We start from the raw sequence: 25,626 nt of genomic DNA on the forward strand, positions 1-25,626 counted from the left end.
ATAGTCTAATGTAATTGAAATGTAAAAAATAAAAAATCATATGAAGACAAAGAATAACAATTCAAAAAGGCGTATCAGGTTATTTTTTATGGCTTTTATCCTGCTCGCAGGGATTATGATAATATCCTTTTACTCCTGTAAGGATAATAAAAATGATAAAATAGAATGGCTTACAGAGAGTGTGGAAAGACAAGATATATCCAATATGGTGACATGTACCGGAACACTGGAACCTATCACGAAAATTGATGTGGGAACACAGGTAAGCGGGAGAGTCGATAAAATTTATGTCGATTACAATAGCATAGTTTCACAAGGTGAATTGCTTGCCGAACTCGACCAGACCGTGTTACAGGCAACCTTGTCGTCGGCAAAGAGTTCGATGGCAACTGCCAAAAGCGAACTGGAATACAAGGAGAAGAATTATGGGCGTTTTAAGGTATTGTATGAAAAACAACTGATAAGCAGTTCGGATTACGAAGAGGCGCTATATTCTTATCAAAAAGCCCGGAATGATTATAATGTGAGCGTAAGCAGCTATCAGACAGCCGAAACGAATCTGGGATACGCGAAAATATATTCTCCCATCGACGGTGTTGTTTTAAGCCGTGAGGTAGAAGAAGGCCAGACCGTTGCTGCCAGTTTCGAAACGCCGACACTATTCACTATAGCAAATGATCTTACCAAGATGCGTGTAATAGCGGAAGTGGATGAAGCGGATATGGGTGATATCGCCATCGGACAACGGGTGATGTTCACCGTGGATGCTTTTCCCTATGAAGAGTTTACCGGCACAACTACCCAGGTTAGACTATCACCTACGACTACCAATAATGTCGTTACTTATGAAGTTGTGGTGGAGGCGCCTAACGGTGGACTGAAGCTGAAACCGGGCATGACGGCTACCTGTACGATCTATACGCTGGATAAACCGGATGCACTTGCCGTTCCGTCCCAGGCCGTTAATTTCAATCCCGGAAATGAGATGATTAGCGAAAAAGATACGGTTGTATGGGTGCTTGATGAGAATAATTTCCCGGTCCGCCGACAGATAAAAACAGGCAATAGCAATAATATGTATACTGAAGTAATATCGGGCCTGACCGAAGGTGAAAAAGTGATTACAGGAAAGAATACCCAGGCACGCAAGCTTACATCCCCACCGGATAGTGGAAACGAATCCAGTCCTTTCATGGCACAACCACCACGTCGTGGAGGCGGAGGTGGAAGAAGGTAACCAGAATACGAATGATTCCAAAAGTTGAAAAAATGAACAATAATCCTGTTATCATCAACATATCGGATATCCGTCGCGATTTCATTGTAGGTGCGGAAACCGTCCATGCCTTACGTGGTGTAACGTTCAGTATCAAGGAAGGTGAATTCGTTACCATCATGGGAAAATCGGGAAGCGGGAAAAGTACCCTGCTGAATATTCTGGGTTGTCTGGATACCCCTACCGAAGGCTCTTACCTGCTCGACGGCATCTCGGTACAGAAAATGAACAAAGACCAGCGCGCCAGGATCAGGAATACCAAGATAGGATTTGTTTTCCAGAGTTATAACCTGCTGGCTAACACCACGGCTGTGGAAAACGTGGAACTTCCGCTGATGTATAATCCCGGCATTTCCTCATCCATGCGCCGGCAGAAAGCTGTTGATGCGCTGGAGAGGGTGGAGCTTGGTGATCGCCTGTTGCATAAGAGTAACCAGATGAGTGGCGGGCAGATGCAACGTGTTGCCATAGCCCGGGCATTGGTGAATGATCCGGCGGTGATCCTCGCCGATGAAGCAACCGGAAACCTGGATACGCGCACATCGTTCAGTATCCTGAAACTGCTCCAGCAACTGAATCAAGAAGGAAGGACCATTATTTTCGTAACCCATAACGAGGATATAGCCCGCTACAGCACCCGCAATATCGTATTGAAAGACGGGCGGATCATCGAAGATACGTATAATCGACACATCTTGTTGGCTGCCGAAGCTTATGAGAAATTGCCCAAAGAAGAGGAGTAGGTTGATGTGATGATTTACTGATTTGATGATTTGATGATTGGTTAGATACACCATAAAGAATAGAAAAATCAAATGAATACAGAGAATTTATTCAAAATAGCATTAGTCGCACTGTCCCGAAATAAAGTCCGGGCATTGCTGACTATGCTGGGTATTATTATCGGAGTAGCATCTGTCATTACCATGTTGGCGATAGGAGAAGGCTCCAAACGAAGTATCCGGAAGCAGATATCGGAGATGGGATCGAATATGATCATGATACATCCTTATTCCGAACGGGGTGAGGGTGGAGCACGCATAAGCATGTCCAATCTGGAAACACTGAAAAACAGAGACTATTTCGACATAAGGGATAAAGCTGAATATGTTTCGGCGGTCTCCCCGAATGTAAGCAGCAGCGGACAGTTCATTTATCAGAATCAGAATTATCCGAGCAGCATCAACGGCGTAAGCCCTGAGTACCTGACTATCCGTCAGTTGAAAATTCAATCCGGCTCCATGTTCACCCGGGAAGATGTGGAAACGAACAATAAAGTCTGCATCATCGGGAAAACGATTGTCGATAATTTATTCACGAAAGGCGAAGATCCGATCGGCAAGGTCATTCGTTTCAACACTATCCCTTTCGAAGTGGTCGGGGTACTGGAAAGCAAAGGATATAACACAATGGGGATGGATCAGGACGATATAGTACTGGCTCCTTATACTGCTGTGCAAAAAAGAATCTTAGCTATCAATTATTTACAGGGGATCTATTGTTCGGCTGTTTCGGAAGAAGCGACCCCCGACGCTGTTGAAAGCATCATGGCAATCCTGGCAGAGAATCATGGTATATCGAATCCCGACAATTATGATTTCGAGATACGTTCGCAGGAAGAGTTAAGTTCGATGCTCACGACTACTTCTGATTTGATGACGATCCTGTTGGCCTGCGTAGCCGGCATCAGCCTGGTAGTAGGAGGTATAGGAATTATGAATATCATGTATGTCTCCGTCACCGAACGCACTCGTGAAATAGGATTGAGAATGAGTGTGGGAGCCCGGGGAAAAGATGTATTGATGCAATTCCTGATAGAAGCGATCCTGATTAGTGTAATTGGAGGAATTATTGGTATTTTTGTGGGCGTGGGTGCTACTTTTACAGTAAACTGGGTAGCTTCGTGGCCGGTATTCATTCAATCGTGGAGCGTATTGCTCTCATTCGGTGTTTGTTCGATAACCGGTATTTTCTTCGGATGGTATCCGGCAAAGAAAGCTGCAAGGCTCGATCCTATCGAAGCAATACGATATGAATAAGGAACTGTAAAAATTAGAGAAGATGGATCAGAAAAAAACAGAAACACCGGACGGTAAGCCAAAATTGGAGATAAAACCTGATAAACCTCAGTATTGGCTGCCTTATACGAAAATAGCAGACAATATATTTATTCACATTGCCGCCTGGTGCATAATCTTCGGGCTACCCCTGTTTTTTATGAGCCGGGGAGATTTTTCCTGGGTGAGTTTTCTCTTGTTTCTTCCTGTTCCGGTTTGTTTTATGATCGTATTTTATAGTAATTACTTCTATCTTATCGATCGTCTCTTATTTGAAAACAGGAAGAACGAATTTCTTATTATCAATATCCTGTTGATTTTGGGAACAGCTTTGCTCATTCATCTCTGGCATGAATTCTCCTTTTCAGTGAATATGCACGGAGATATGCCACCATTCGGAGGAGGAAAGCCTCCGGAAGACCCTCCCAGGATGGAAAAAAACAGATGGTTGCCGATTGTGATTTTCATCCTTCGGGATGTAATTTTACTGACATTGGTGGTCGTTTTGAGTACGGCCATCAAAATGAGCAGCCGATGGACCAAAATAGAGGCCATGCAGAAAGAAATGCAGCAGGCGATGATAGAAGCCGAATTGAAAAACTTAAAGAATCAGATAAATCCGCATTTTCTGCTCAATACGCTGAATAATATCTACGCACTGGCACAACTCAATTCGCCGAAAGTCAAACCGGCTATTATGGATTTAAGCCGGTTACTGCAATATGTGTTATATGAGAATAATAAGATGTATGTGCCATTGAAGGAAGAGGTGAATTTTATCGGTAACTACATTGATCTGATGCGTCTGCGTTTGCCTGCCAATACCAATCTCAGCGTAAAATTCGATATCAGGGAAAATAGTGAGGTGATGATCGCTCCGCTTATTTTTATTTCGCTGATAGAAAATGCTTTTAAACACGGGGTGAGTAGTGATGAGTATTCTTTTATCGATATTTCTTTGTCGGAAAAGGAAGACGGTAAGATCGAATTCTTGTGCCGCAATAGTCATTTTCCGAAGGACGAGTCGGATAAAAGCGGTAGCGGTATCGGGTTGCAACAAGTGAAGAAGAGACTGGAACTGATTTATCCTTACCGCCATATGTGGCATAAAGAAATTGAGAATAATATCTATTCAACCGTATTGATCATCGAAACCTGAAAAAAAAAACATGAATAAAGTACTGACCTGTTGGATTATTGACGATGAGCCGTTGGCATTGAGCCTTTTGGAATCGTATATACAGGATACACCCGGCCTTTTATTGACGGGAAAATACAATAATCCCGCTTTGGCGATGCAAGACCTTGTAAACAAAAAGGTAGATTTGATTTTTCTGGATATCCAAATGCCGCATATCAACGGTATGGAATTAGCCCGTCTGGTGCCGCCTGACACAAAGATCGTCTTTATCACGGCTTTTAAAGAGTATGCGTTGGAGGGATATCGCGTAAATGCCTTCGATTATTTGTTAAAACCGGTCTCTTTCGACGAATTTCTGGTAACGTGCAAAAAAGCGCAAGACTGGTTTGAAGCTGTAACGAAGAATGTTCCGATGCAGAAAAATGTTCCTGAGACAGATGCGATTTTCGTGAAGTCGGACCAGCAGATCATTCCCATCCCTTTTAAGGATATCCTTTATATCGAAGGCCTAAGGGATTACATAAAGATTTACACCGGAAACCGGAGCCGACCGTATATCACCTTGGAGTCGATGAAAAACATGGAAAAGGTACTTCCCACCCATTTATTTATCAGGGTGCATCGTTCTTTTATAGTACAGAAAAACAAAATTGAATTCCTCAACAGAAACCGGCTTATGGTAGCGAATCGGGAGATACCCATCGGAAGGACTTACAAACAAGGAGTGTTGAGTTTTGTAGGTGCCAAATAGGGTAGTCCTAGGCTACAGTCCGGCGCAGGGTCCTTTTGCCCGTTATCGTACCGTTTGCAAGCACATACGGGAGTTTCTACCCCTTACCTACCGCCTTTAAAGGTGTCGAATTCGACACCTTTTTGCATGAAGCTGGGGCAAATCGTTTTAATATGACACCCCGCAAATGGATTGCTTCAGAAACCATAAAAAAGTAGAAAAGATTTTTTTTCTCTATAAAAAATGGTGTATATTTAGGCGAAAATAGAATAGATATTTTGACTTACCATGCCGACTATGTGAAGTTGGGTTTTAATGAAAAAGTTCTATGTTAAAAGAATCGTTACAGGCTATTTCAGTTTACGATCTCTATAAAACGGGACAATTATCTATCCGCGCGCTGAATTGCTGTAGTATTGCAGACCTGGCTACAGTCCGTGAAATCATCTCCTATTACGAGAAGGAGGGTTCTTTTCTGGAAATAAAGAATGCCGGTCGTAAAACATCTCTTGAATTGGAGGAGTTGTGCAAAAGCTATATCTCCCAGATAAAAAAGTTAGAAGAGAGGAGTAAAGAAGAAGACGCAGAAGTAATCAACAGGGATGCGGAAGTGAAGGAGTTGATAGAGACGGATTTCTACCTTGCCATTAGAGGAAAACGAATCTCTTCGGGTGAATTGTTGGGTTATCTATCTTCTAAACAGATAGATATTCTTACAATAAAGTATAACCAGTTGGTTGCTTCCTGCTCTATCCTTCGTCTGAAGAACGTCTTGCATGCTGTGGGTTTTTGGGAGTTTGTAAAGGAATACCTGTGCCAGGGAGATGAAACGCTTTTGGAGATCCGGCATCTCGGACTGCGCTTGTTGCCGGAAGCCATTGATTTTAAAAGAAAACTAATTGATGAATTTTTCAAAATCATTCATCTGCCGGAGATTTTCTTCATGATAGAAGAAATGATACTCCAAAAGGGTGAGTGGCTCCGGAACTATTTTTTATACAACTATTATGACCAATACGGATATCTGCCCATGTTTTGGATTCTTGAGCGGATGATTACCTTGCATCCTGGCAGAAACATAGATATTCTCATGCATAGTTTTCACATATTCGAGGAAGATACACCCCAACCCCTTGAGAAACTGAGTATCAGATATGGCATCTCAAGGGAACGGGTCAGGCAAATCAAGATCAGCGCCTTTAAGCATTTCTTTTCTGCAGAAAATCTCTTTACGGAAAATAAAAAAGACTGGAACTCTTATAAAGAGCTGATCGGCGATACAGAGATTATTTGGCAGGACGATGATCGAATCCGGCAATTGATTGAACAGGAAAATGTCCGTTTTACCGGAAAGTTTGTTTTACAAATTCTCGCTCTGCTTAAGGCTCCGACTCACACGCTTCTGGGTGGGTTCGATATTCAATGGAAAAAGAAAAAATGGAAAAATAGTGTATTGATCCCCAATAAGTTTGCATTGGCCTTCAATTTTAATCAATTCACCAAGGATATAGATCGTTTGATATCTGATCATCAAACAAAATTTCTGACAGAATTTGAATCTTATGTCATAGACTCTCCCTGTTGGCTTAGATTCTGGCCCGATATCGCGGGAGATATCGTCAGTATTGCGAAAGATCTATTGCACTATGAATTCGGCTTACAGCCGGATCCGGAAGAAGATGAAATAACAGCAGACTCTTCCGCCTCAGAATAAAGTAATTCAGACAAAATAAAAAGGGAACTACGGAATTAGTTGCATTATTTCCGGAATTTTTCTAACTTTGTGTCCTAATATCATACAATTATCAACTCTACAAATAATGTAACGCACTATGCACAGATACAAACCGGTGCGATTGATCCTTGAAAACGGGATGGTTTTTCATGGGCAATCTTTTGGAGCCGAAAAGGCAACATCGGGAGAGGTAGTTTTCAACACGGCAATGGTCGGTTATCCCGAGAGCCTGACAGACCCCTCCTACGAAGGACAAATTTTAACACTCACATATCCTATAATCGGAAATTACGGAGTTCCCGCTCACAGCGAAACAGACGGAATTTCCGATTTTTTTGAGTCTGAGCATATCCACGCCTGCGGTTTGATCGTGCAGGATTACTCCCGGGAACATTCTCACTGGAACGCGGTGAAAAGTCTTGGTGACTGGCTCAAGGAAGAAGGGGTGCCCGGTATCTGCGGAATCGATACCCGTCTGCTTACAAAGGTGCTCCGGGAAAAAGGATCCATGCTGGGGAAGATAGTATATGAGGAAGATGGTGAAGTGGATTTCTACGATCCCGAGACTGAAAACCTTGTAGCCAAAGTCAGCTGCCGTGAAGTGATCGAATATGGGCAGGGTGAAAAGAAGGTGGTCCTGATCGATTGCGGTGCCAAACTGAATATCGTACGGGAACTGATAAAGCAGGGAGTTCGTTTGATCCGTGTTCCATGGGACTACGATTTCAACAGGATCGACTACGATGGAGTGATGATCTCCAACGGCCCGGGAAACCCCGATCATTGCGGAATCACCGTCGCCCATATCCGTGAAGCAATGAAGAAAGAGAAACCTATCTTCGGGATCTGCATGGGGAACCAACTGCTGTCGAAAGCGGCCGGAGCCAATATCTACAAACTGAAATACGGGCACCGCAGTCATAACCAACCGGTACAAAAGGTGGGGAGTAGCCGTTGTTATATTACTTCCCAGAACCATGGCTATGCAGTGGACGAATCGCAGTTGGGTGCTGAGTGGGAACCCTGGTTCGTGAATATGAATGATGGTACCAACGAAGGAATCCGGCACAAAACGAAACCTTTCTATTCGGTGCAGTTCCATCCTGAGGCGACCGGCGGGCCGACCGATACACGTTTCTTCTTTGAAGAGTTTGTGAAGATGATTTGAAAGCTAAAAGCTAAAAACTAAAAGCTAAAAACTAAAAACTAAAAGTGAAAAATGAATATTGAAAAATGAATATTGGAATTAAGAACCAAGAGTCAAGATTTCTTCACTTCCTGGACTTCTCCACTTCCAACTTCTAATTTCTAATTTCCAACTTCTATAATAATGATGAATAATAATTTATTTATGCAAGATATAACTCCCTCATCCGGAGAAGGGCGGCTGAAGATAAAAAAGGCGCTTATCCTTGGGTCCGGCGCACTTAAGATCGGTGAGGCAGGTGAGTTCGACTACTCCGGTTCGCAGGCACTGAAAGCATTGCGGGAAGAGGGTGTAGAGACCATCCTGATCAATCCGAATATAGCCACAGTGCAGACTTCGGAAGGATCAGCCGATAAGATATATTTCCTGCCGGTAACGCCTTATTTTGTAGAGAAGGTAATCGAAAAAGAACGGCCCGATGGTATCCTGCTGGCTTTCGGAGGGCAGACCGCGCTGAACTGTGGTGTACAGTTATATACTGCAGGTACGCTTGAAAAATATAATGTCGCTGTGCTGGGAACGCCGGTACAGTCGATTATGGATACCGAAGACCGCGATCTGTTCGTGAAAAAACTCGACCAGATCAACGTGAAAACTATCCAAAGCTATGCTGTCTCTACAACCAAAGATGCTTTACAGGCTGCAAGCCGACTGGGTTATCCCATCATTGTACGTGCCGCTTATGCGCTTGGGGGATTGGGTTCAGGTTTCTGTAACGATGAAGAAGAACTGAAATCGCTGGCCTCCAAAGCATTCAACTACTCCGACCAACTTCTGGTGGAGAAATCCCTTAAAGGGTGGAAAGAGGTCGAATATGAAGTGGTGCGTGACCGGTACGATAACTGTATCACCGTCTGTAACATGGAGAACTTCGACCCGCTCGGCATACATACCGGCGAGAGTATTGTGGTGGCTCCCTCGCAAACGCTGACCAATTCCGAGTATCACAAGTTAAGGGAACTCTCGATCAGGATTGTCCGTCATATCGGTATCGTGGGAGAATGTAACGTGCAGTACGCTTTCGATCCCGCCTCTGAAGACTACCGGGTGATCGAGGTCAATGCCCGCCTGAGCCGTTCGTCGGCACTGGCATCCAAGGCGACCGGCTATCCGCTGGCATTCGTCGCGGCCAAACTCGCTTTAGGATATGGCCTGTTCGACCTGAAGAATTCGGTGACCCGGTCGACCAGTGCCTTCTTTGAACCGGCACTCGATTATATCGTCGTGAAAATACCCCGCTGGGATCTGGGAAAATTCAGCGGAGTTTCCAAAGAGATCGGTTCCTCGATGAAATCGGTCGGTGAGATCATGGCGATCGGCCGCACCTTTGAAGAAGCCATACAAAAAGGGCTTCGCATGACCGGTTTAGGAATGCATGGCTTTGTGGAGAACAAGGAACTGAAGATCGACGATATAGACAAAGCGCTCCGGGAGCCGACCGACCAGCGCATCTTCGTCATCAGCAAGGCATTTAGAAAAGGATATACTATCGACCAGATCCATGACCTGACAAAAATAGACCGCTGGTTCCTGCAGAAACTGTATAATATCGTAAAGACTGCGGAAACATTGGAAAATTATACGGACGAATCAATTGATCTTGGAAAAGAAAATAATCCCGGGTTCGATGAGATACTGAAAACAGCCAAACAACAGGGATTTTCCGATTTTCAGGTGGCACGGGCTATCCGGAAGGAAAAAATGAAAGAAGATGATTTCATTCAAATACGTGAATACCGGAAAAAACTGGGTATCCTGCCATTTGTGAAACAGATAGATACACTTGCCGCGGAATATCCCGCCCAGACCAATTACCTCTATCTCACTTATAACGGATCGGAAAATGATGTACATTATCTGGGGGATCACCGCTCGGTCATCGTGCTTGGGTCGGGTGCTTATCGTATCGGCTCATCGGTGGAATTCGACTGGTGCTCGGTCAATGCGTTGAACACAGTCCGTAAGGAAGGGTTCCGCTCTGTGATGATCAACTACAATCCCGAAACGGTGTCGACCGATTATGATATGTGTGACCGGCTTTACTTTGATGAGTTGTCGTACGAACGGGTAATGGATATCATCGAACTGGAGAATCCGCATGGTGTCATCCTCTCCGTGGGAGGACAGATCCCCAATAACCTGGCAGTAAGGTTGGATCAGTCGGGTGTGAATATTCTGGGTACAGGTGCCAAAAGTATCGACAATGCAGAAGACCGGCACAAGTTCTCTTCCATGCTCGACCGGTTGGGTATCGACCAGCCGCGCTGGAAAGAGCTCACCACCCTCAGTGATATCCATCAATTTGCCGAAGAAGTGGGATTCCCGCTGCTGGTACGCCCTTCCTATGTCCTTTCGGGAGCAGCCATGAATGTTTGTTCCAACGAAAAGGAACTGGAACATTTCCTTACGCTGGCAACTGAAGTATCGGCCAAATACCCGGTGGTAGTATCGGAATTTGTCGAAAATGCCAAGGAGATAGAGATGGATGCGGTAGCATGCAACGGCGAACTGATCGTCTATGCCATCTCCGAACATGTGGAATTTGCAGGTGTACACTCCGGCGATGCCACCATTCAGTTCCCGCCGCAGAAAATTTATGTGCAAACGGTAAGGAGAATTAAACAGATCACGCGGGAGATTGCACGAGCCCTGCAAATTACCGGACCGTTCAATATTCAGTTTCTGGCCAAGGATAACGCTATCAAGGTGATCGAGTGTAACCTGAGGGCGTCAAGATCATTTCCATTTGTATCCAAGGTGTTGAAAATTAACTTTATAGAACTCGCAACGAAAGTGATGCTTGATATTCCGGTGGAGAAACCGGAAAAATCGGCGTTCGAACTCGATTATGTGGGTATAAAAGCACCTCAGTTCTCTTTTACCCGGCTACAGAAAGCTGACCCCGTATTGGGAGTAGATATGGCTTCCACGGGAGAAGTAGGAGCTATCGGAACCCATTTTGATGATGCGTTACTTACTTCTATGCTGGCAGTAGGCTACCGTATTCCGCAGAAAAATATCATGGTTTCTTCAGGAGGATCCCGCTCGAAAGTCGACTTGCTGGATGCCTGCCGTCTTTTGCAACAACACGGTTACAACCTGTATGCTACCGGTGGGACGCAGAAATTCCTGGAGGAGAACGGTGTCAAAAGTCATTATGTGGCCTGGCCCGATGAGAAAGGAGCGGAACTGAAGGTGGATGAGATGATTGCCGAAAGGAAATTCGATCTGATCATCAATATTCCTAAAAACCTTACCGAGAGGGAGTTGACAAACGGATATAAGATCCGTCGCGGAGCCATAGATTACAATATCCCGCTTATTACTAATGCCCGCCTGGCAAGTGCCTTTATCAAAGCCTTCTGTAGAATATCGCAGGATAAAATAGAAATCAAACATTGGGGAGAGTATAATTAATTGACAATTGACAATTGATAATTGACAATGAATGTGTAAATTCGCTTTTAGTAAACTCAAATGAACCACTCATTACATCAATCTCCATCAATCTCCATCAATCTAATTCAATCTGATTCAATCTGGTTCAATCTGATTCAATCTGGTTCAATCTGGTTCAATCTGATTCAATCTGGTTCAATCTGGTTCAATCTGATTCAATCTGATTCAATCAAAAAAATCATATAATTCAATTCATGGACAAATCAATTAAAAAAGTTATTTTATTGGGTTCCGGCGCCCTGAAGATCGGACAAGCGGGAGAATTTGATTATTCCGGTTCGCAGGCTTTGAAAGCAATGCGTGAAGAGGGAATAGAAACAGTGTTGATCAATCCGAATATTGCTACCATCCAGACGTCGGAAGGTGTGGCTGACAGGGTTTACTTCCTGCCAATTACTCCCTATTTCGTAGAGAAGGTAATCCGGAAAGAGCAACCGGATGGTATCCTCCTGGCTTTTGGCGGGCAGACGGCGCTGAACTGTGGCGCCGAGCTATACCAAAGCGGAATACTCGATAAATATGGCGTACGTGTATTGGGAACGTCGGTAGAGGCGATCATGATCACGGAGGACAGGGATTTGTTTGTGAAGAAATTGAATGAGATCGATGCCAAAACACCTGCATCGCGGGCAGTGGAAAGTCTGGAAGACGCGCTGGCGACAGCCCGGGAGATGGGATTTCCTATTATGGTGCGTTCGGCATATGCATTAGGCGGACAAGGTTCGGGTATCTGCACGAATCAGGAGGAGTTTGTAGAGCTGTGCAAGAGTGCCCTCTCTTTCTCTAACCAGATACTGGTAGAGGAAAGCCTGAAAGGGTGGAAAGAGATTGAGTTTGAAGTGATCCGCGACAAGAACGACCACTGCTTCACGGTCGTACCGATGGAAAACTTCGACCCGCTGGGTATCCATACCGGTGAAAGCATTGTAGTGGCGCCCATCATCACACTCAGCAAAGAGCAGATTGCCATGCTCGAAGATATCGCACAGCGTGTGGTACGCCATATCGGCATCGTGGGAGAATGCAATATCCAGTATGCTTTCAATGCGGAGACCAACGATTACCGTATTATCGAGATCAATGCCCGTCTGAGCCGCTCATCTGCCCTCGCTTCCAAAGCATCGGGATATCCCCTGGCTTTTGTGGCGGCAAAACTGGCGTTGGGGTATACGCTCGACCAGATAGGGGAGATGGGAACGCCCAACTCCGCCTATGTAGCTCCAAAGGTAGACTATATGATCGTGAAGATCCCTCGTTGGGACCTCAATAAATTCTACGGCGTCAGCCACGAGATCGGCTCCTCCATGAAATCGGTCGGTGAGATCATGTCCATCGGACAATCGTTCGAAGAGATCATCCAAAAGGGATTACGTATGATCGGGCAGGGGATGCACGGCTTTGTTGGAAATCGGGAAATGACTTTCGACAATGTGGAAGAGGCACTTTCAAAACCGACCGATATGCGTATTTTCGCTATTGCCGATGCTTTTGAAAAAGGATATTCGGTCGAACAGATTGAAGAATTGACTAAAATCGATCTATGGTTCCTGGAGAGACTGGAAAATATTTATAATTATTCAAAAGTCCTTGAGACCTATAATAAGATTGAAGATTTGCCGGAAGATGTACTCAAAAAAGCAAAACGCCTTGGTTTCTCCGATTTCCAGATCGCAAGGTTTGTAGAAGATCCGCAGGGTACGTTAGAAGAAGATCTGATCAGGGTACGCAACCACAGGAAAGCGCTGCAGGTAATGCCGTTAGTTCGTCGTATCAATACGGTTGCCTCCGAAAATCCTGATAAGACCAATTATTTATATTTTACGTATGATTCAGATAAAGCTTTTACACCCGGTAAAAGTGAAAAAGAGTCCGTCATTGTGCTGGGGTCCGGTGCTTACCGCATCGGCTCGTCGGTGGAGTTCGACTGGTGCTCGGTCAACGCCGTGCAGACTGCCCGCGAACTGGGCTATGAATCGGTAATGATCAACTATAATCCCGAGACGGTATCGACCGATTACGATATGTGTGACCGGCTCTATTTCGATGAATTGTCGTTCGAGCGTGTACTTGACGTGATCGATATAGAAAATCCAAAAGGGGTGATCGTTTCGGTAGGGGGACAGATCCCCAACAACCTCGCCATGAAGTTGTACCGGCAGAATGTATCCATCCTGGGTACCTCTCCTTTGTCGATCGACCGGGCTGAGAACCGCCATAAGTTCTCTGCCATGCTCGACGAGTTGGGAATCGACCAACCCCGCTGGAAAGAGATGACCAGCTTTGAAGAGATCGATGCTTTTATCGACGAAGTGGGCTTCCCCGTATTGATCCGTCCTTCTTATGTGCTTTCGGGGGCTGCCATGAACGTTTGTTACGATAAGGAACAGATGCATGCTTTCCTGAAAATGGCGGCCAATGTATCGAAAGAGTATCCCGTAGTAGTCTCTTCCTTCCTACAGAATGCCAAGGAGATTGAATTCGATGCGGTAGCCCGTGAGGGTGAAGTGATGGAATATGCCATTTCGGAACATGTAGAGTTTGCCGGTGTCCATTCGGGCGATGCCACTCTGGTATTCCCCGCGCAGAAGATCTATTTCGAGACCATGCGCCGAGTGAAGAAAATATCCAAGCGAATCGCGAAGGAATTGAATATCAGCGGGCCGTTCAACATCCAGTATCTTGCCAAGAATAACGAGATCAAGGTGATTGAGTGTAACCTGCGGGCATCCCGCTCTTTCCCCTTTGTCTCCAAAGTGTTGAAACACAATTTTATTGATACCGCTACCCGCATCATGCTGGGTGCGCCTTTCAGCAAACCCGACAGCTCGGTGTTCGACCTGGAATATATCGGAGTAAAAGCGTCGCAGTTCTCTTTCTCCCGTTTGCAGAATACTGATCCGGTCCTGGGAGTGGATATGTCCTCCACCGGTGAGGTGGGATGTATCGGGGAAGATTTCTCGGATGCGATCCTCAAGTCGATGCTCTCGGTAGGATACAAAATACCCAAAAAAGGTATCCTGATCTCTTCGGGAGAGATGAAGTCGAAAGTCGACCTGCTGGAAGCATGCAAGCTGCTGGGTGAGAAAGGCTATGATCTCTATGCCAGCCACGGTACGCAAAAATTTCTGGAAGAAAACGGAATTAAAGCGACCGATGTGAACTGGCCGGACGAGAATGGGGAAAACAATATCAGGCAGATGATCGTTGACAAGCGGTTCGACCTGATCATCAATATTCCCAAAAACGTCACGAAACGGGAGCTTACCAACGGATATATCATTCGTCGTGGTGCGGTCGATTTTAATATCCCGCTCATCACCAATGCCCGACTTGCCAGCGCTTTTATCACGGCCTTCTGCAATTTGGATCAGGAAGATCTCGAGATCAAGAGTTGGAACGAGTATTAAAGAACCGTAAAAAGACAGACACGAGAACCGGGATTATAATGCCTTGGTTCACGTGTCTTTTATCTAAAAGCTATGACTCCAAAAATCTTGAATCTTGAATTTGGAATCTTGAATTCTAAATCTAAACATATTTGAATCGCCGGATACTTCGTTTGGGCGTTTTTTCAAATTCTTCCTCCTGAAGACGGAAAGAGGTAATCTTGCTGTATGAAGGCAATTGATTGTTCACCTCTGTAATCACCTGTTGGAACAGGGTGTTCATATCCTGGTCTGTCAATCCATTTTCCTTCAAGGCATCTTTGTCGGGCACGATCAGGGCGGTGATCTTTTGATCTTCACTGATAGCCAGTGATTCGCCTACAAACGGAGAACTGTTGATCTTCTCTTCAATCTCTTCGGGATAGATATTCTGTCCGGAAGGACCCAGTATCATATTTTTATTTCGTCCTCTGATAAAGATGAAATCGTCATTGTCCATAGTTCCCAAATCTCCGGTTTTTAACCAGCCATCCTCTGTGAATACCTGTTTGGTGGCCTCTTCGTTTTTATAGTATCCCAGCATCAGGTTGCTGCCCCGGGTAAGGATTTCACCTACGATATTTTGCGGATCATCCGAATATATCTTCACCTCCATCCTGTCTACCACCCTTCCACAGGAACGCTCTTTGTATTTAGTCCAGTAGGCGTAGGAGATTAGCGGACCACATTCGGTCATCCCATATCCCACAGTGTAAGGGAATCTGATTTTTCTTAAGAACTTTTCCACGTCGGGATTGAGCGCTGCGCCGCCAATCACCACTTCTACCAGTTCTCCGCCGAAGAACCCGATCATCGAGCCCCGTACCTTACTATAAACAACACTGTTCAGCAGAGGTATTTTGATAAGGGTCTTTGTCGCTCCCTGCTGTAGTTTCGGGAGTACATTCCGGTTGACGATCTTTTCTATGATAAGAGGGACGGCCAGTACCAGTTTGGGTTTTACTTTGGAAAACATTTCAATTAATACTTGCGGCGAAGGAGTTTTTCCCAGGAAATGGATATGGCACCCCATCGAGATGGAGTTGAGTATCTCGAAAGCGAGGCCGTAAGCATGCGCCATCGGCAGCATACAGACAATATTGTCGCCCGAGTGGATGAACCAGAGGTTATCGTTGGCAAATTTGGTATTCGACCACAGGCTTCTGTAAGGTAACATCACCCCCTTGGGGCTACTGGTGGTACCGGAGGTATAATTGATCACAGCCAGTTCTTCCGGCTTGTCAGTGCGGAAAACAATATCGTTCACAAAAAAGCCTTTTTCATATTTTTTCACGAAATAGGCCGGAGCATCTGCGTCGAACTGCTTTAACCTGTCTGAAGTCGATTTCAGCAACAAAAAGTTTTCGAGGGAAAAAACGGTTTCCACTTTCGGTATGGTTTCCTCATCAATTTCGTTCCAAATGCTGTCGTCCACGAATAACATCTTTGAATCGGAATGATCCACGATAAACTGTACGCTGGCCTTGTCGAACTCGTGAAGGATACTTATCGCCACGGCACCATAAGAGAGTGTGGCAAAAAAGGAGATCGCCCATCTTGCAGAGTTTTTACCGCATATGGAGATTTTATCCCCACGCTGAATACCGGCAGCCTTAAAATAGTCATGTAACCGGTCAATCTCACAGGCAAAATCCTTGTAATAGAAAGTCTTACCCTGGAAGTCGGTCATGGCCGGCATTTCCCAGTGATTGCGAATACTTTGTTCAATCAAGCCCAGAAAGGTGTTTTGATTCATCTTTTCAATATTCAATAAATTAACATTCAGAGTTTTTATATTTTTAGAAACAATCGGTTAAACGATTTGTTTGTTTATATCTGTTACAAATGTCGGAATTTTTTCTTTCTTAGAAATAAAATATCTAATTTTACTCAATTACTGTAATAAAATTTCATTTTCAAAAATATTTGTTTTACTTTTACAGATGCATTTTACACCTGAATTATGGAATGAGGTGAAAATTTTTAGTCAGATAAGAGATGCAATCAATACATTATAGCAAATTACAACGATACGCGCTGTTTATTTTACGTGTTCTGATAGGATGGTATTTTTTATATGAGGGTTTGGCAAAGGTATTTACCCCGAACTGGTCGGCATTTGGCTACCTGATGGATTCAAAAGGTATGTTTGCGTCGTTTTTCGTGCGGCTTGCAGAAAATCCGGCATCGCTTGAAGTCGTCAATTTTATCAATATCTGGGGATTGACAATCGTTGGCTTGATGTTGGTTTTAGGGCTTTTTACGAATATCGGCTATATAGGAGCCATGATCTTTTTGCTGCTCTACTACCTCTCACACCCTCCTTTATTATTTGCAGAATATATTCTGCCCGCAGAAGGATCTTATCTATGGGTTGATAAGAATCTGATTTTATTGGTGACAGTAGCAGTATTGATGTTGTTTCCGGCCTCCAGGGCTATTAGTTTTGACAGCTTACTATTTCGTAAAAGTAGGTAGATTATTATTTTTATGAAGGAAGAAGAAAAAGAGATTAACAATCAAAAAGAAGATAAGACTCCATCAGAAAAAGAGGTTTCTCAGGGTCGCCGTGATGCGCTTAAGGCTATAGTTTCCGTACCGGTATTGGGGGCTATGGCTTATGGGGTTTACAGGAAGAAAAAAGCAGAAAGTACCCACCGTAACGCAGCGGAGATGTCCCGTTTCCGTACGGATGTGGTACCTTACTCGCCACCCTCTCCCGATGCGGAAACAATCCGGATAGGTATCATCGGTTTCGGTATCAGGGGAACACAATTGGTACAGGGGTTGGGTTTTGCCACTCCCGAATATGTGGAAGGTCTGATCCAGCAATCGAAAATAAACCCGGAGAATACCCGTTACCAGGATTTTATGGAGCAGGATGATCTGCGGGTAGTGATTACTGCGGTGTGCGATATTTTTGATACTTACGGTGAAGAGGCTGTACTTGCCGGAGCCAATATCCACAGAGAGGGAGTGGGAGGGACATTAGGCCCTAAACCCAGGCGATATCGCCATTATAAGGAATTATTGGCTGCGCCCGATGTGGATGCCGTGGTAATCGCATCGCCTGATCATTGGCACGGTACCATGGCTATGGATGCTATCAGGGCCGGTAAACATGTCTATGTGGAGAAGCCGATGACATGGACGGTTCCCGAAACTTATGAGCTTCGCTCTTTGGCGAGAAGCAACCCTCAACTGGTATTTCAGTTGGGACATCAAAACAGACAGATAGAAGCTTACGAGAGGGCACGGCAGATCATCGAAAGAGGGCTGTTGGGGAAAATCTCTCTGGTAGAGACCGGTACCAACCGCAATGACCCCAATGGCGCATGGGTTTATCCAATCCATAAGGATGCCAATCAAAAAACCATTGACTGGCAGCAGTTTGAAGGAAATCCGGACAGGATTAAAGAATATATGGACTATATGACTTCGGCAGGATTGTTGAAGTATGTGGGGCCTGAATCCCGTGAGAAGTTCAGCCTGGAAAGATTTTTCCGCTGGCGCTGCTGGTGGGATTACAGTACCGGCCTGAGCGGCGATCTGCTGACACACGAGTATGATGCGATGAACCAGATCCTTCATCTGGGTATTCCCTCATCGGCCACCTCTTCGGGAGGAGTCTATTTCTTTAAGGACGGCCGTACCGTACCCGATGTATTACAAACGGTATTTGAGTTCAGAGATAAGGAACTCACCATGTTGTATTCAGCTACGTTGGCCAACCAGTTCAGTCGTAGCCGGAAAATCATGGGGCACGATGCAACCATGGAAGTGGGCAACACGCTCAAGGTGACTGTGGACCCTCAGTCAGAACAGTATCGTAGTCAGATCGACCAGGGTATTGTGAAATTAGACGAACCGTTTTATACCTATCTTCCGGGGCAGAGTGTAGATGCTGTGTCGACCGCCACCGAGAGATATTTTGCCGAACGGGGCCTTCTCTATTCATTCATCAGTGGAAAGCGTTACAACACTACTTTCCTGCATCTGAAAGAATGGCTCGATTGCATCAGGAACGGTAAACAACCCTCTTGCGGTATCGATCAGGGATTCGAGGAAGCTATTACCGCCCATATGGGAACACGGGCGTACCTTGAAGGAAGGACAATGTATTGGGATAAGGATAAAGAAGAGATAACCAGAGAATAAATATCAAAGACGTTAAAATTTAATCCAAAAAAAGTACTTATGTCATCAAAAATTTCAAGAAGAAAATTCTTAGAAACCGGCGCAATTGCAGCAGCCGGTCTCACAGTTGTACCTTCTTCGGTACTGGGAAAGAGTATGGGGTACAAGGCTCCGAGTGATAAACTCAACATTGTAGGTGTTGGTGTTGGAGGGATGGGTAATGCTAACCTGAACCAGCTCCAGAGTGAGAATATCATCGGGCTTTGCGATGTAGACTGGAGATACAGCAAGCGTGTATTCGACAAATATCCCAATGCGAAGAAATATTACGACTACAGGAAGATGTATGATGAGTTGGGTAAATCCATCGACGGTGTAGTGGTGGCTACTGCCGACCATACACACGCGATTATTGCCGCAGACGCTATGACGATGGGCAAACATGTGTATGTACAGAAACCGCTTACTCATAGCGTGTACGAATCGCGTCTGTTGACAAAACTTGCCGCCAAACATAAAGTGGCTACCAGTATGGGTAACCAGGGTTCTTCCGGCCCCGGTGTTCGGCAGGTGATCGACTGGATCAGAGACGGGCAGATCGGTGAAGTAACGAAAGTAGAAGCATTTACCGACAGACCTATCTGGCCGCAAGGATTAATGACTCCTAAGCAAGCGCATAAAGTTCCTTCTACCTTGAACTGGGATCTCTTCATCGGCCCGGCTAAAAAACGTCCGTTCAATGAAATTTATCATCCATGGAACTGGCGCGGATGGTGGGACTTCGGAACCGGCGCTCTGGGTGATATGGCTTGTCATATCCTTCACCCGGTATTTAAAGGATTGAACCTGGGATATCCCACAAAAGTACAGGGATCATCCACCATGTTGCTTACCGACTGTGCTCCTAATGCACAGATGGTGAAATATGTGTTCCCGCAACGCGACAACCTGCCCAAAGTGGGTATGCCCGAAGTTGAGGTGACCTGGTACGACGGAGGTTTGACTCCTATGCGTCCTGAAGGTGTTCCCGCCGGTAAGAACCTAAATGATCAGGGTGGTGGTGTGATATTCTACGGTACCAAAGATATCCTTATCTGCGGATGCTATGGTGTAAATCCATGGTTAGTTTCCGGACGTACTCCCAATTCTCCGAAAACACAACGTGAAGTAACCCTTTCTCACGAAATGGACTGGGTGCGTGCATGTAAGGAATCTCCCGAAAACCGCGTTGAAACAGCTTCACCTTTCTCTGAAGCAGGACCTTTCAACGAAATGGTGGTGATGGGTGTGCTCGCAGTAAGACTGCAGGCTTTGAATCAGGAATTGCACTGGGATGGTGAAAATATGAAATTCACGAACATTCCGTCCGACGCGACTATCAGAACTATTATTGAAGACGGTTTCAAAATCACCGACGGTCACCCCACATTCGACAAGACATGGACTGACCCGGTGAATGCCACTGCGTATGCGGAAGAGATGATCAAGCATACTTATCAGAATGGCTGGAAATTACCGGATATGCCTTAATCAGGCAGTAGTGAACAGTATTGAAGGGAATAGCGACGGCTTTGTCTGTCGTTATTCCCCCATTTCAACAGAAGTTAATTATCAGTTTAATTAAAAGAAAAATAGTTATGAAACGAATTAAAAAATCAATTTACGGATTAAGTTGTTGTATGCTTGCAAGTGTATTGATGGCTTGCGGCCCCGGTGGAAAAAAGACCGATGCTGCCGCAGATAATGGAGCCGATTCTACTATGGAAAGTGCCGTTCCTGAATATACAGTATTGGATAAACCCCAGGTAGATTTATCTCAGTTCCAGACAGATAAAGACGGATATATCGTTATCTTCAACGGTAAAGACTTCACAGGATGGAGAGGTTACGGAAAAGATGACGTTCCCGGGAAATGGACTATCGAAGATGGTGCGATCAAGTTTAACGGTTCCGGTGGTGGTGAAGCACAGGACTCAGACGGTGGCGATATCATCTTTGCTCATAAGTTCAAAAATTTTGAACTGGATTTCGAGTGGAAAGTAGCCAAAGGTAGCAACTCAGGTGTATTCTATCTTGCACAGGAAGTGCAGACTAAAGATCCTAACACCGGAGAAATGAGGATGGAACCCATTTATATCTCTGCTCCCGAAGCTCAGATACTTGACAATGAAAATCATCCTGATGCAAAATTGGGTAAGGATAACAACCGCCAGTCACTGTCGTTGTACGACATGATTCCGGCTGTTCCCCAGAATTCAAAACCGTTTGGAGAATGGAATACCGGTGGGATAATGGTTTATAAAGGAACCGTTGTACATAAGCAGAATGGTGAAAACGTGGTTGAATACCATTTGTGGACACAACAGTGGACAGACATGTTGCAGGCAAGTAAATTCAGCCAGGATAAATGGCCTTTGGCATTCGAATTGCTGAACAACTGTGGTGGTGAAAACCGCGAAGGTTACATCGGTCTGCAGGATCATGGCGACGATGTCTGGTTCAGAAACATCAGGGTCAAAATATTAGATTAATTTTATCAAACAACCGGAAAGAATATTTCTACTGAAAGGTGGAAATATTCTTTTTCTTTAAACAAGCAATACAATGAAAAAAGGTTCATTTTTATTAATGGCTGTGCTTCTGAGCGGTCTGTTTATGTTACCGGCCTGCACCCAGAAAAAAGAAATTTATCTTCAGCTTTATTCAGTACGCGACGATATCAAAGCCGACTATAAAGGTACTGTCGCTAAAGTCGCTGAAATGGGATATACCGGAGTAGAAGCAGCCGGTTATGGCGATGGACAGTTTTATGGCTTGTCACCAGCCGATTTCAAAAAATCTATTGAAGAGGTGGGTATGGAAGTACTCTCTTCCCATACGGCAAGACCATTGGCTGACAGTGTAGCCGCAACCAACTGGGATGAGGTTTGGGCCTGGTGGGATACCGCTATTCAGGCGCATAAAGAGGCAGGTATGAAATATATTGTTACCCCCTGGATGCCTACACCTGCCACGTTGGCCGATCTGCAGGCCTATTGTGATTATTATAACCAAATCGGTGAGAAGTGCAATGCGGCCGGTATCCGCTTCGGCTACCACAACCACGATTTCGAATTCAAGGAGATAGAAGGCCAGTTGATGTATGATTATATGCTCAACAATACCGATCCCTCCAAGGTATTCTTCCAGATGGATGTCTATTGGGTAGTGAAAGGCGGTAAAGATCCGGTGGATTATTTCAACAATTATCCCGGCCGTTTCGAACTACTTCATATCAAGGACGAACTCGAATTGGGCAGAAGCGGTGAGGTCGATTTCGAGAGCATTTATAACAATGCTGAAACTGCCGGAGCCAAATACATGATCGTGGAGGTAGAAAGATATACCGAAGGATTAACTCCTTTTGAAAGTGTAAAGGAAAGTTATGACTTTTTGAATGATGCTCCTTATGTAAAAGCACGCTATTCAAAATAACCCCTTCCGTTCATACGGACCATAGAGAAAACCCGGGCAGATATCTGTTCCGGGTTTTTTGTCTCTTGTTGTGCCTCCTCTGTCACCTCTCATTGTACAACGGAAATATCGGCGCGATGAAGTGGAAGTCGGATAACGATACCATCGAGCGGGGCTACAAGTTCACGTATGATAGCCTGAACCGGTTGACGGGGGCAACGTACGGCGAGGGGGTAAGCCTGGCTTCCAACCTGAACCGCTTTAACGAGGTTGTGACCTATAACGATAAGATGGGGAATATTAAGACACTGATACGTCGTGGCAAATTGAACAGCGAATACGGGGATATGGACAACCTGACGTATACCTATACGGGCAACAAACTCACGAAGGTCCTGGATGCGGTCACAACGCCGATTACCTATCAGGGTGCCTTCCATTTTGTGGACAGGGCAAACGTTGACAACGAGTACACGTATAACAAGAATGGCAACCTGACGAAAGATTTGAACAAAAACATCACTTCAATCACATATAATGCATTAAATTTGCCTAATGTAATCACTTACTCGAACAATAATACCGTTACCTATACATACGACGGTTTGGGCAGTAAGTTAAGCGTAGCTTATTACAACAAGTCGGAGAGTATCACCACGAAGATTGAGTATGTGGGAAACAAGGTTTATATGAACGGCACGTTGAGCATGCTCCTGACGGAGGAGGGTTATGCGACGGTATCGGGAACCCCGGTGTACTATTACTACCTGAAGGACCACCAGGGCAATAACCAGGTAGTGATCAACCAGGCAGGTACGGTACAGGAGGTTAACCATTACTATCCTTTCGGAGGGTTATTTGGTGAAGGCACGCAACCCTCCATCCAGCGTTACAAGTACAACGGCAAGGAGCTGGACCGTGAGATGGAACTGGACATGTACGGTTATGGTGCACGGCATTACGATGCCGCACTGGACAGGTGGTTTACAATTGATCCGATGGCTGAAGAATATTATGGTTGGAGTTTGTATTCTTATATAGGTAATAATCCTATTACCTATATAGATCCAAACGGTATGTTCAGGACAAAATTTGGAGGGTGGTTGTATAAATTATTTAATGGTGGAGAAGAAATTTTGAGAGATAAAGGAGGGGAATACTTTGTCAGTCAAAAGGTTGATTATGAAGGTGATGATCCAGGAATAACGGTAAAGAGATCTTTTGATTGGAAGGGGCGAACAGAAGGAAAAGATTTAGGATTTGAGTCTGAAAAAATGCGTATATAGCTCAAATGAGGTTCAAGGAAATGATTCTCCGGAATGGTTGAGAATATTACGAAACTGACAGCAGAAGCGAGGCAATAGCCAGTTTGCTGAAACCCGTATCAATGGTAATTTTGCTAAATCCTATTGCAAGAACAGCCAATAATGCTATTAACGCCTCTAAGGGGAGTTAGATGCCAGATTTTTTTGGAGGATTTTAATTATGAGTAAAAGAATATACAATCTACGAATTTCATGCTCAAATGATATACAAAAAGAAAAGATCTCATGTATTCTCGGTGTAAAGGCCAATAGACAAATGAATGGAACTTGGTGTTTTGAAGTAGAGGAAGAAGAAATTGATGGATACTTTGACTTCATTAAATATTTTATAGATATACTTGAGGAGAAATATGAGCAGTTGAAATCTATCGAAATATCAAAAGAGGATATTAGTCTGTGGTTTTTGTACGGGTATGAAAATGAATGTAATATGGAATTTTTACCTTCTGACCTGAAAAGACTAGGAGACAATGGAATTAGCCTTTGTATTTCCTGTTGGGTTTATAATGGATCTGCTATTTTTTAAAATTTCTTATATGACCGTTGAGAGAACTGAGTTTACAAGAACTAAAGACGGTTGGGCAGTACGACAACGAGAACGGAAACTTTAAATATGGCGATCAATATTGTAATTGGCATGAGTCGGCGCCTTTAGATAAAGTAAACATTACAGGCTTTAAGACTTCCGAAAAGGGGCCGATTAACACTGGTATAAGGAGTGCAATATTATAATACTCCTCCATTCAAATGATGGATTTAAAGGTTATCGAATTGATTTTGATAAACAAAAAGGTGCTATATTAATTGGGATAAGCGAAGATCAATTTAGACGCACAATTGATAATGAAATAATGAAAAACGAGGCAATTATAAAAAATTTCTTTAAGAACAACTTATGGAGGTGAGAAGATTGAGCCTGAACTATTAAAAAAACCACCTAATGACAAATGAAAATACTATTAATAGTTTCTTTAATAATTATTTTGCTTCTTTATAACTGTCAGCGACCAGTTGAGAAGACAAAATGTAATCATGATAAATTCATTCATGAATATGCTGAAGAAAACTTTGATTCTGATACATTCATTGTAAACTTTGATTATATTTTCTTTGCAAATATAGGATCTGACTCCATTATGATTACGGATAATGTGTCTCTTTATGAAATATACAAATCTCAATATATTGATAAATTTTCTGATTTTAAGATTTTCTTATGTTCTCTTTATGACGATAAAACTATATTGAAAAAAGAAGATATAGATAACAATATCGAGAAGGTTAATAAAATAATCTTTCGAAAAGAAACTCTTATTATAGATTCATTGTCGCATGAGAATGTTGATAAAATAAGAGATTATTATTTTACTAATGATGATTTTTTTAGGACAAATATAGAACAATAGTCCGTTAAAAATTTACTATATGAGTCATGCAGCAATGGCTGCAAACTCCACGAGTTCTTTAACAAGTTTATCATTTAATCTTCTGTTCGGTTTAATGCCGGACACGCAAATAAATCGCTCAAGCAGGTAGGCATTGTGTATCATTGTTTTACATGATGCCATCGAAAAGGGGATGCCTTTCTCCTTTGCCAGCACCTTTGCCAGGTTTATTGAGGTAAGAGACGCATTAAAGTTGAACGATAGCTTTGCTACGTCCCTTGCCTGCGATTGCATCA

Annotated in this window: 18 protein-coding genes and 2 pseudogenes; 18 read left to right on the forward strand and 2 right to left on the reverse strand. The window is 44.1% G+C overall.

The genetic code is table 11. The features are described from left to right. Nucleotides 1-40 precede the first annotated feature (40 nt). From F597_RS0116180 to carB (F597_RS0116220), 10 genes and pseudogenes are all read left to right on the forward strand, one after another. Nucleotides 41-1,237, forward strand: a complete 1,197-nt coding sequence (locus tag F597_RS0116180) for an efflux RND transporter periplasmic adaptor subunit (protein WP_019540805.1) — start codon at nucleotides 41-43, stop codon at nucleotides 1,235-1,237. Nucleotides 1,238-1,269: 32 nt separating this feature from the next. Continuing rightward, entirely contained in the window at nucleotides 1,270-2,019 is a 750-nt protein-coding gene (locus F597_RS0116185) for an ABC transporter ATP-binding protein (protein WP_019540806.1), read from the forward strand. A 72-nt stretch (nucleotides 2,020-2,091) separates the two neighbouring features. Further along, the gene (locus F597_RS0116190) at nucleotides 2,092-3,315 is read left to right on the forward strand and encodes an ABC transporter permease (protein ID WP_019540807.1); all 1,224 of its coding nucleotides are present in this window, start codon (nucleotides 2,092-2,094) and stop codon (nucleotides 3,313-3,315) included. A gap of 22 nt (nucleotides 3,316-3,337) precedes the next feature. Next, entirely contained in the window at nucleotides 3,338-4,492 is a 1,155-nt protein-coding gene (locus F597_RS0116195; protein WP_019540808.1) for a sensor histidine kinase, read from the forward strand. A 10-nt stretch (nucleotides 4,493-4,502) separates the two neighbouring features. Then, complete coding sequence (locus F597_RS0116200) at nucleotides 4,503-5,225, forward strand: LytR/AlgR family response regulator transcription factor (RefSeq protein WP_019540809.1); 723 nt, start codon at nucleotides 4,503-4,505, stop codon at nucleotides 5,223-5,225. A 7-nt stretch (nucleotides 5,226-5,232) separates the two neighbouring features. Next, nucleotides 5,233-5,319: pseudogene (locus F597_RS23160) on the forward strand (phage integrase SAM-like domain and Arm DNA-binding domain-containing protein); the annotation flags it as partial. 213 nt (nucleotides 5,320-5,532) lie between these two features. Further along, nucleotides 5,533-6,918 carry a DNA-directed RNA polymerase subunit alpha C-terminal domain-containing protein gene (locus F597_RS0116205; protein ID WP_019540810.1) on the forward strand — a complete coding sequence of 462 codons (1,386 nt, stop codon included), beginning with the start codon at nucleotides 5,533-5,535 and terminating at the stop codon, nucleotides 6,916-6,918. Between the two features lie 118 nt (nucleotides 6,919-7,036). Continuing rightward, nucleotides 7,037-8,107, forward strand: coding sequence for a glutamine-hydrolyzing carbamoyl-phosphate synthase small subunit (gene carA / locus F597_RS0116210; RefSeq protein ID WP_019540811.1), 1,071 nt, complete (start codon nucleotides 7,037-7,039; stop codon nucleotides 8,105-8,107). A 183-nt stretch (nucleotides 8,108-8,290) separates the two neighbouring features. Then, nucleotides 8,291-11,563, forward strand: coding sequence for a carbamoyl-phosphate synthase (glutamine-hydrolyzing) large subunit (gene carB / locus F597_RS0116215; RefSeq protein ID WP_019540812.1), 3,273 nt, complete (start codon nucleotides 8,291-8,293; stop codon nucleotides 11,561-11,563). 236 nt (nucleotides 11,564-11,799) lie between these two features. Beyond that, nucleotides 11,800-15,012 carry a carbamoyl-phosphate synthase (glutamine-hydrolyzing) large subunit gene (gene carB / locus F597_RS0116220; protein WP_019540813.1) on the forward strand — a complete coding sequence of 1,071 codons (3,213 nt, stop codon included), beginning with the start codon at nucleotides 11,800-11,802 and terminating at the stop codon, nucleotides 15,010-15,012. Nucleotides 15,013-15,133: 121 nt separating this feature from the next. Here carB (F597_RS0116220) and F597_RS0116225 read toward each other — a convergent pair whose 3' ends face one another. Continuing rightward, the gene (locus tag F597_RS0116225; protein ID WP_026327545.1) at nucleotides 15,134-16,786 is read right to left on the reverse strand and encodes an AMP-binding protein; all 1,653 of its coding nucleotides are present in this window, start codon (nucleotides 16,784-16,786) and stop codon (nucleotides 15,134-15,136) included. A 242-nt stretch (nucleotides 16,787-17,028) separates the two neighbouring features. Between F597_RS0116225 and F597_RS0116230 the strand changes: the two genes are divergently transcribed. The 8 genes from F597_RS0116230 to F597_RS0116270 all read left to right on the forward strand — a co-directional run bounded on the left by F597_RS0116230 (nucleotide 17,029) and on the right by F597_RS0116270 (nucleotide 25,351). Continuing rightward, nucleotides 17,029-17,508 (forward strand): DoxX family protein, encoded by a 480-nt coding sequence (locus F597_RS0116230; protein WP_019540815.1) that lies wholly within the window; start codon nucleotides 17,029-17,031, stop codon nucleotides 17,506-17,508. 12 nt (nucleotides 17,509-17,520) lie between these two features. Continuing rightward, nucleotides 17,521-19,188 carry a Gfo/Idh/MocA family protein gene (locus tag F597_RS0116235; protein WP_019540816.1) on the forward strand — a complete coding sequence of 556 codons (1,668 nt, stop codon included), beginning with the start codon at nucleotides 17,521-17,523 and terminating at the stop codon, nucleotides 19,186-19,188. A gap of 39 nt (nucleotides 19,189-19,227) precedes the next feature. Beyond that, nucleotides 19,228-20,697 carry a Gfo/Idh/MocA family protein gene (locus tag F597_RS0116240; protein WP_019540817.1) on the forward strand — a complete coding sequence of 490 codons (1,470 nt, stop codon included), beginning with the start codon at nucleotides 19,228-19,230 and terminating at the stop codon, nucleotides 20,695-20,697. 116 nt (nucleotides 20,698-20,813) lie between these two features. Beyond that, nucleotides 20,814-21,698: a 3-keto-disaccharide hydrolase gene (locus F597_RS0116245; protein ID WP_026327547.1), complete on the forward strand. Its 885-nt coding sequence runs from the start codon at nucleotides 20,814-20,816 to the stop codon at nucleotides 21,696-21,698. 73 nt (nucleotides 21,699-21,771) lie between these two features. Further along, nucleotides 21,772-22,641, forward strand: coding sequence for a sugar phosphate isomerase/epimerase family protein (locus F597_RS0116250; protein ID WP_019540819.1), 870 nt, complete (start codon nucleotides 21,772-21,774; stop codon nucleotides 22,639-22,641). Between the two features lie 116 nt (nucleotides 22,642-22,757). Then, a complete protein-coding gene (locus F597_RS21050) occupies nucleotides 22,758-23,906 on the forward strand; it encodes an RHS repeat domain-containing protein (protein WP_019540821.1) in 1,149 nt (382 codons plus the stop codon). A gap of 199 nt (nucleotides 23,907-24,105) precedes the next feature. Next, nucleotides 24,106-24,471: a hypothetical protein gene (locus tag F597_RS0116265; protein WP_157279203.1), complete on the forward strand. Its 366-nt coding sequence runs from the start codon at nucleotides 24,106-24,108 to the stop codon at nucleotides 24,469-24,471. A 421-nt stretch (nucleotides 24,472-24,892) separates the two neighbouring features. After that, nucleotides 24,893-25,351 carry a hypothetical protein gene (locus F597_RS0116270; protein WP_019540823.1) on the forward strand — a complete coding sequence of 153 codons (459 nt, stop codon included), beginning with the start codon at nucleotides 24,893-24,895 and terminating at the stop codon, nucleotides 25,349-25,351. A 24-nt stretch (nucleotides 25,352-25,375) separates the two neighbouring features. On the opposite strand, the pseudogene F597_RS0116275 reads toward F597_RS0116270, so the two are convergent. After that, nucleotides 25,376-25,626, reverse strand: a pseudogene (locus F597_RS0116275) (transposase); the annotation flags it as partial.

The organism is Proteiniphilum acetatigenes DSM 18083 (assembly GCF_000380985.1).
GTDB classification, from domain to species: Bacteria; Bacteroidota; Bacteroidia; order Bacteroidales; family Dysgonomonadaceae; genus Proteiniphilum; species Proteiniphilum acetatigenes.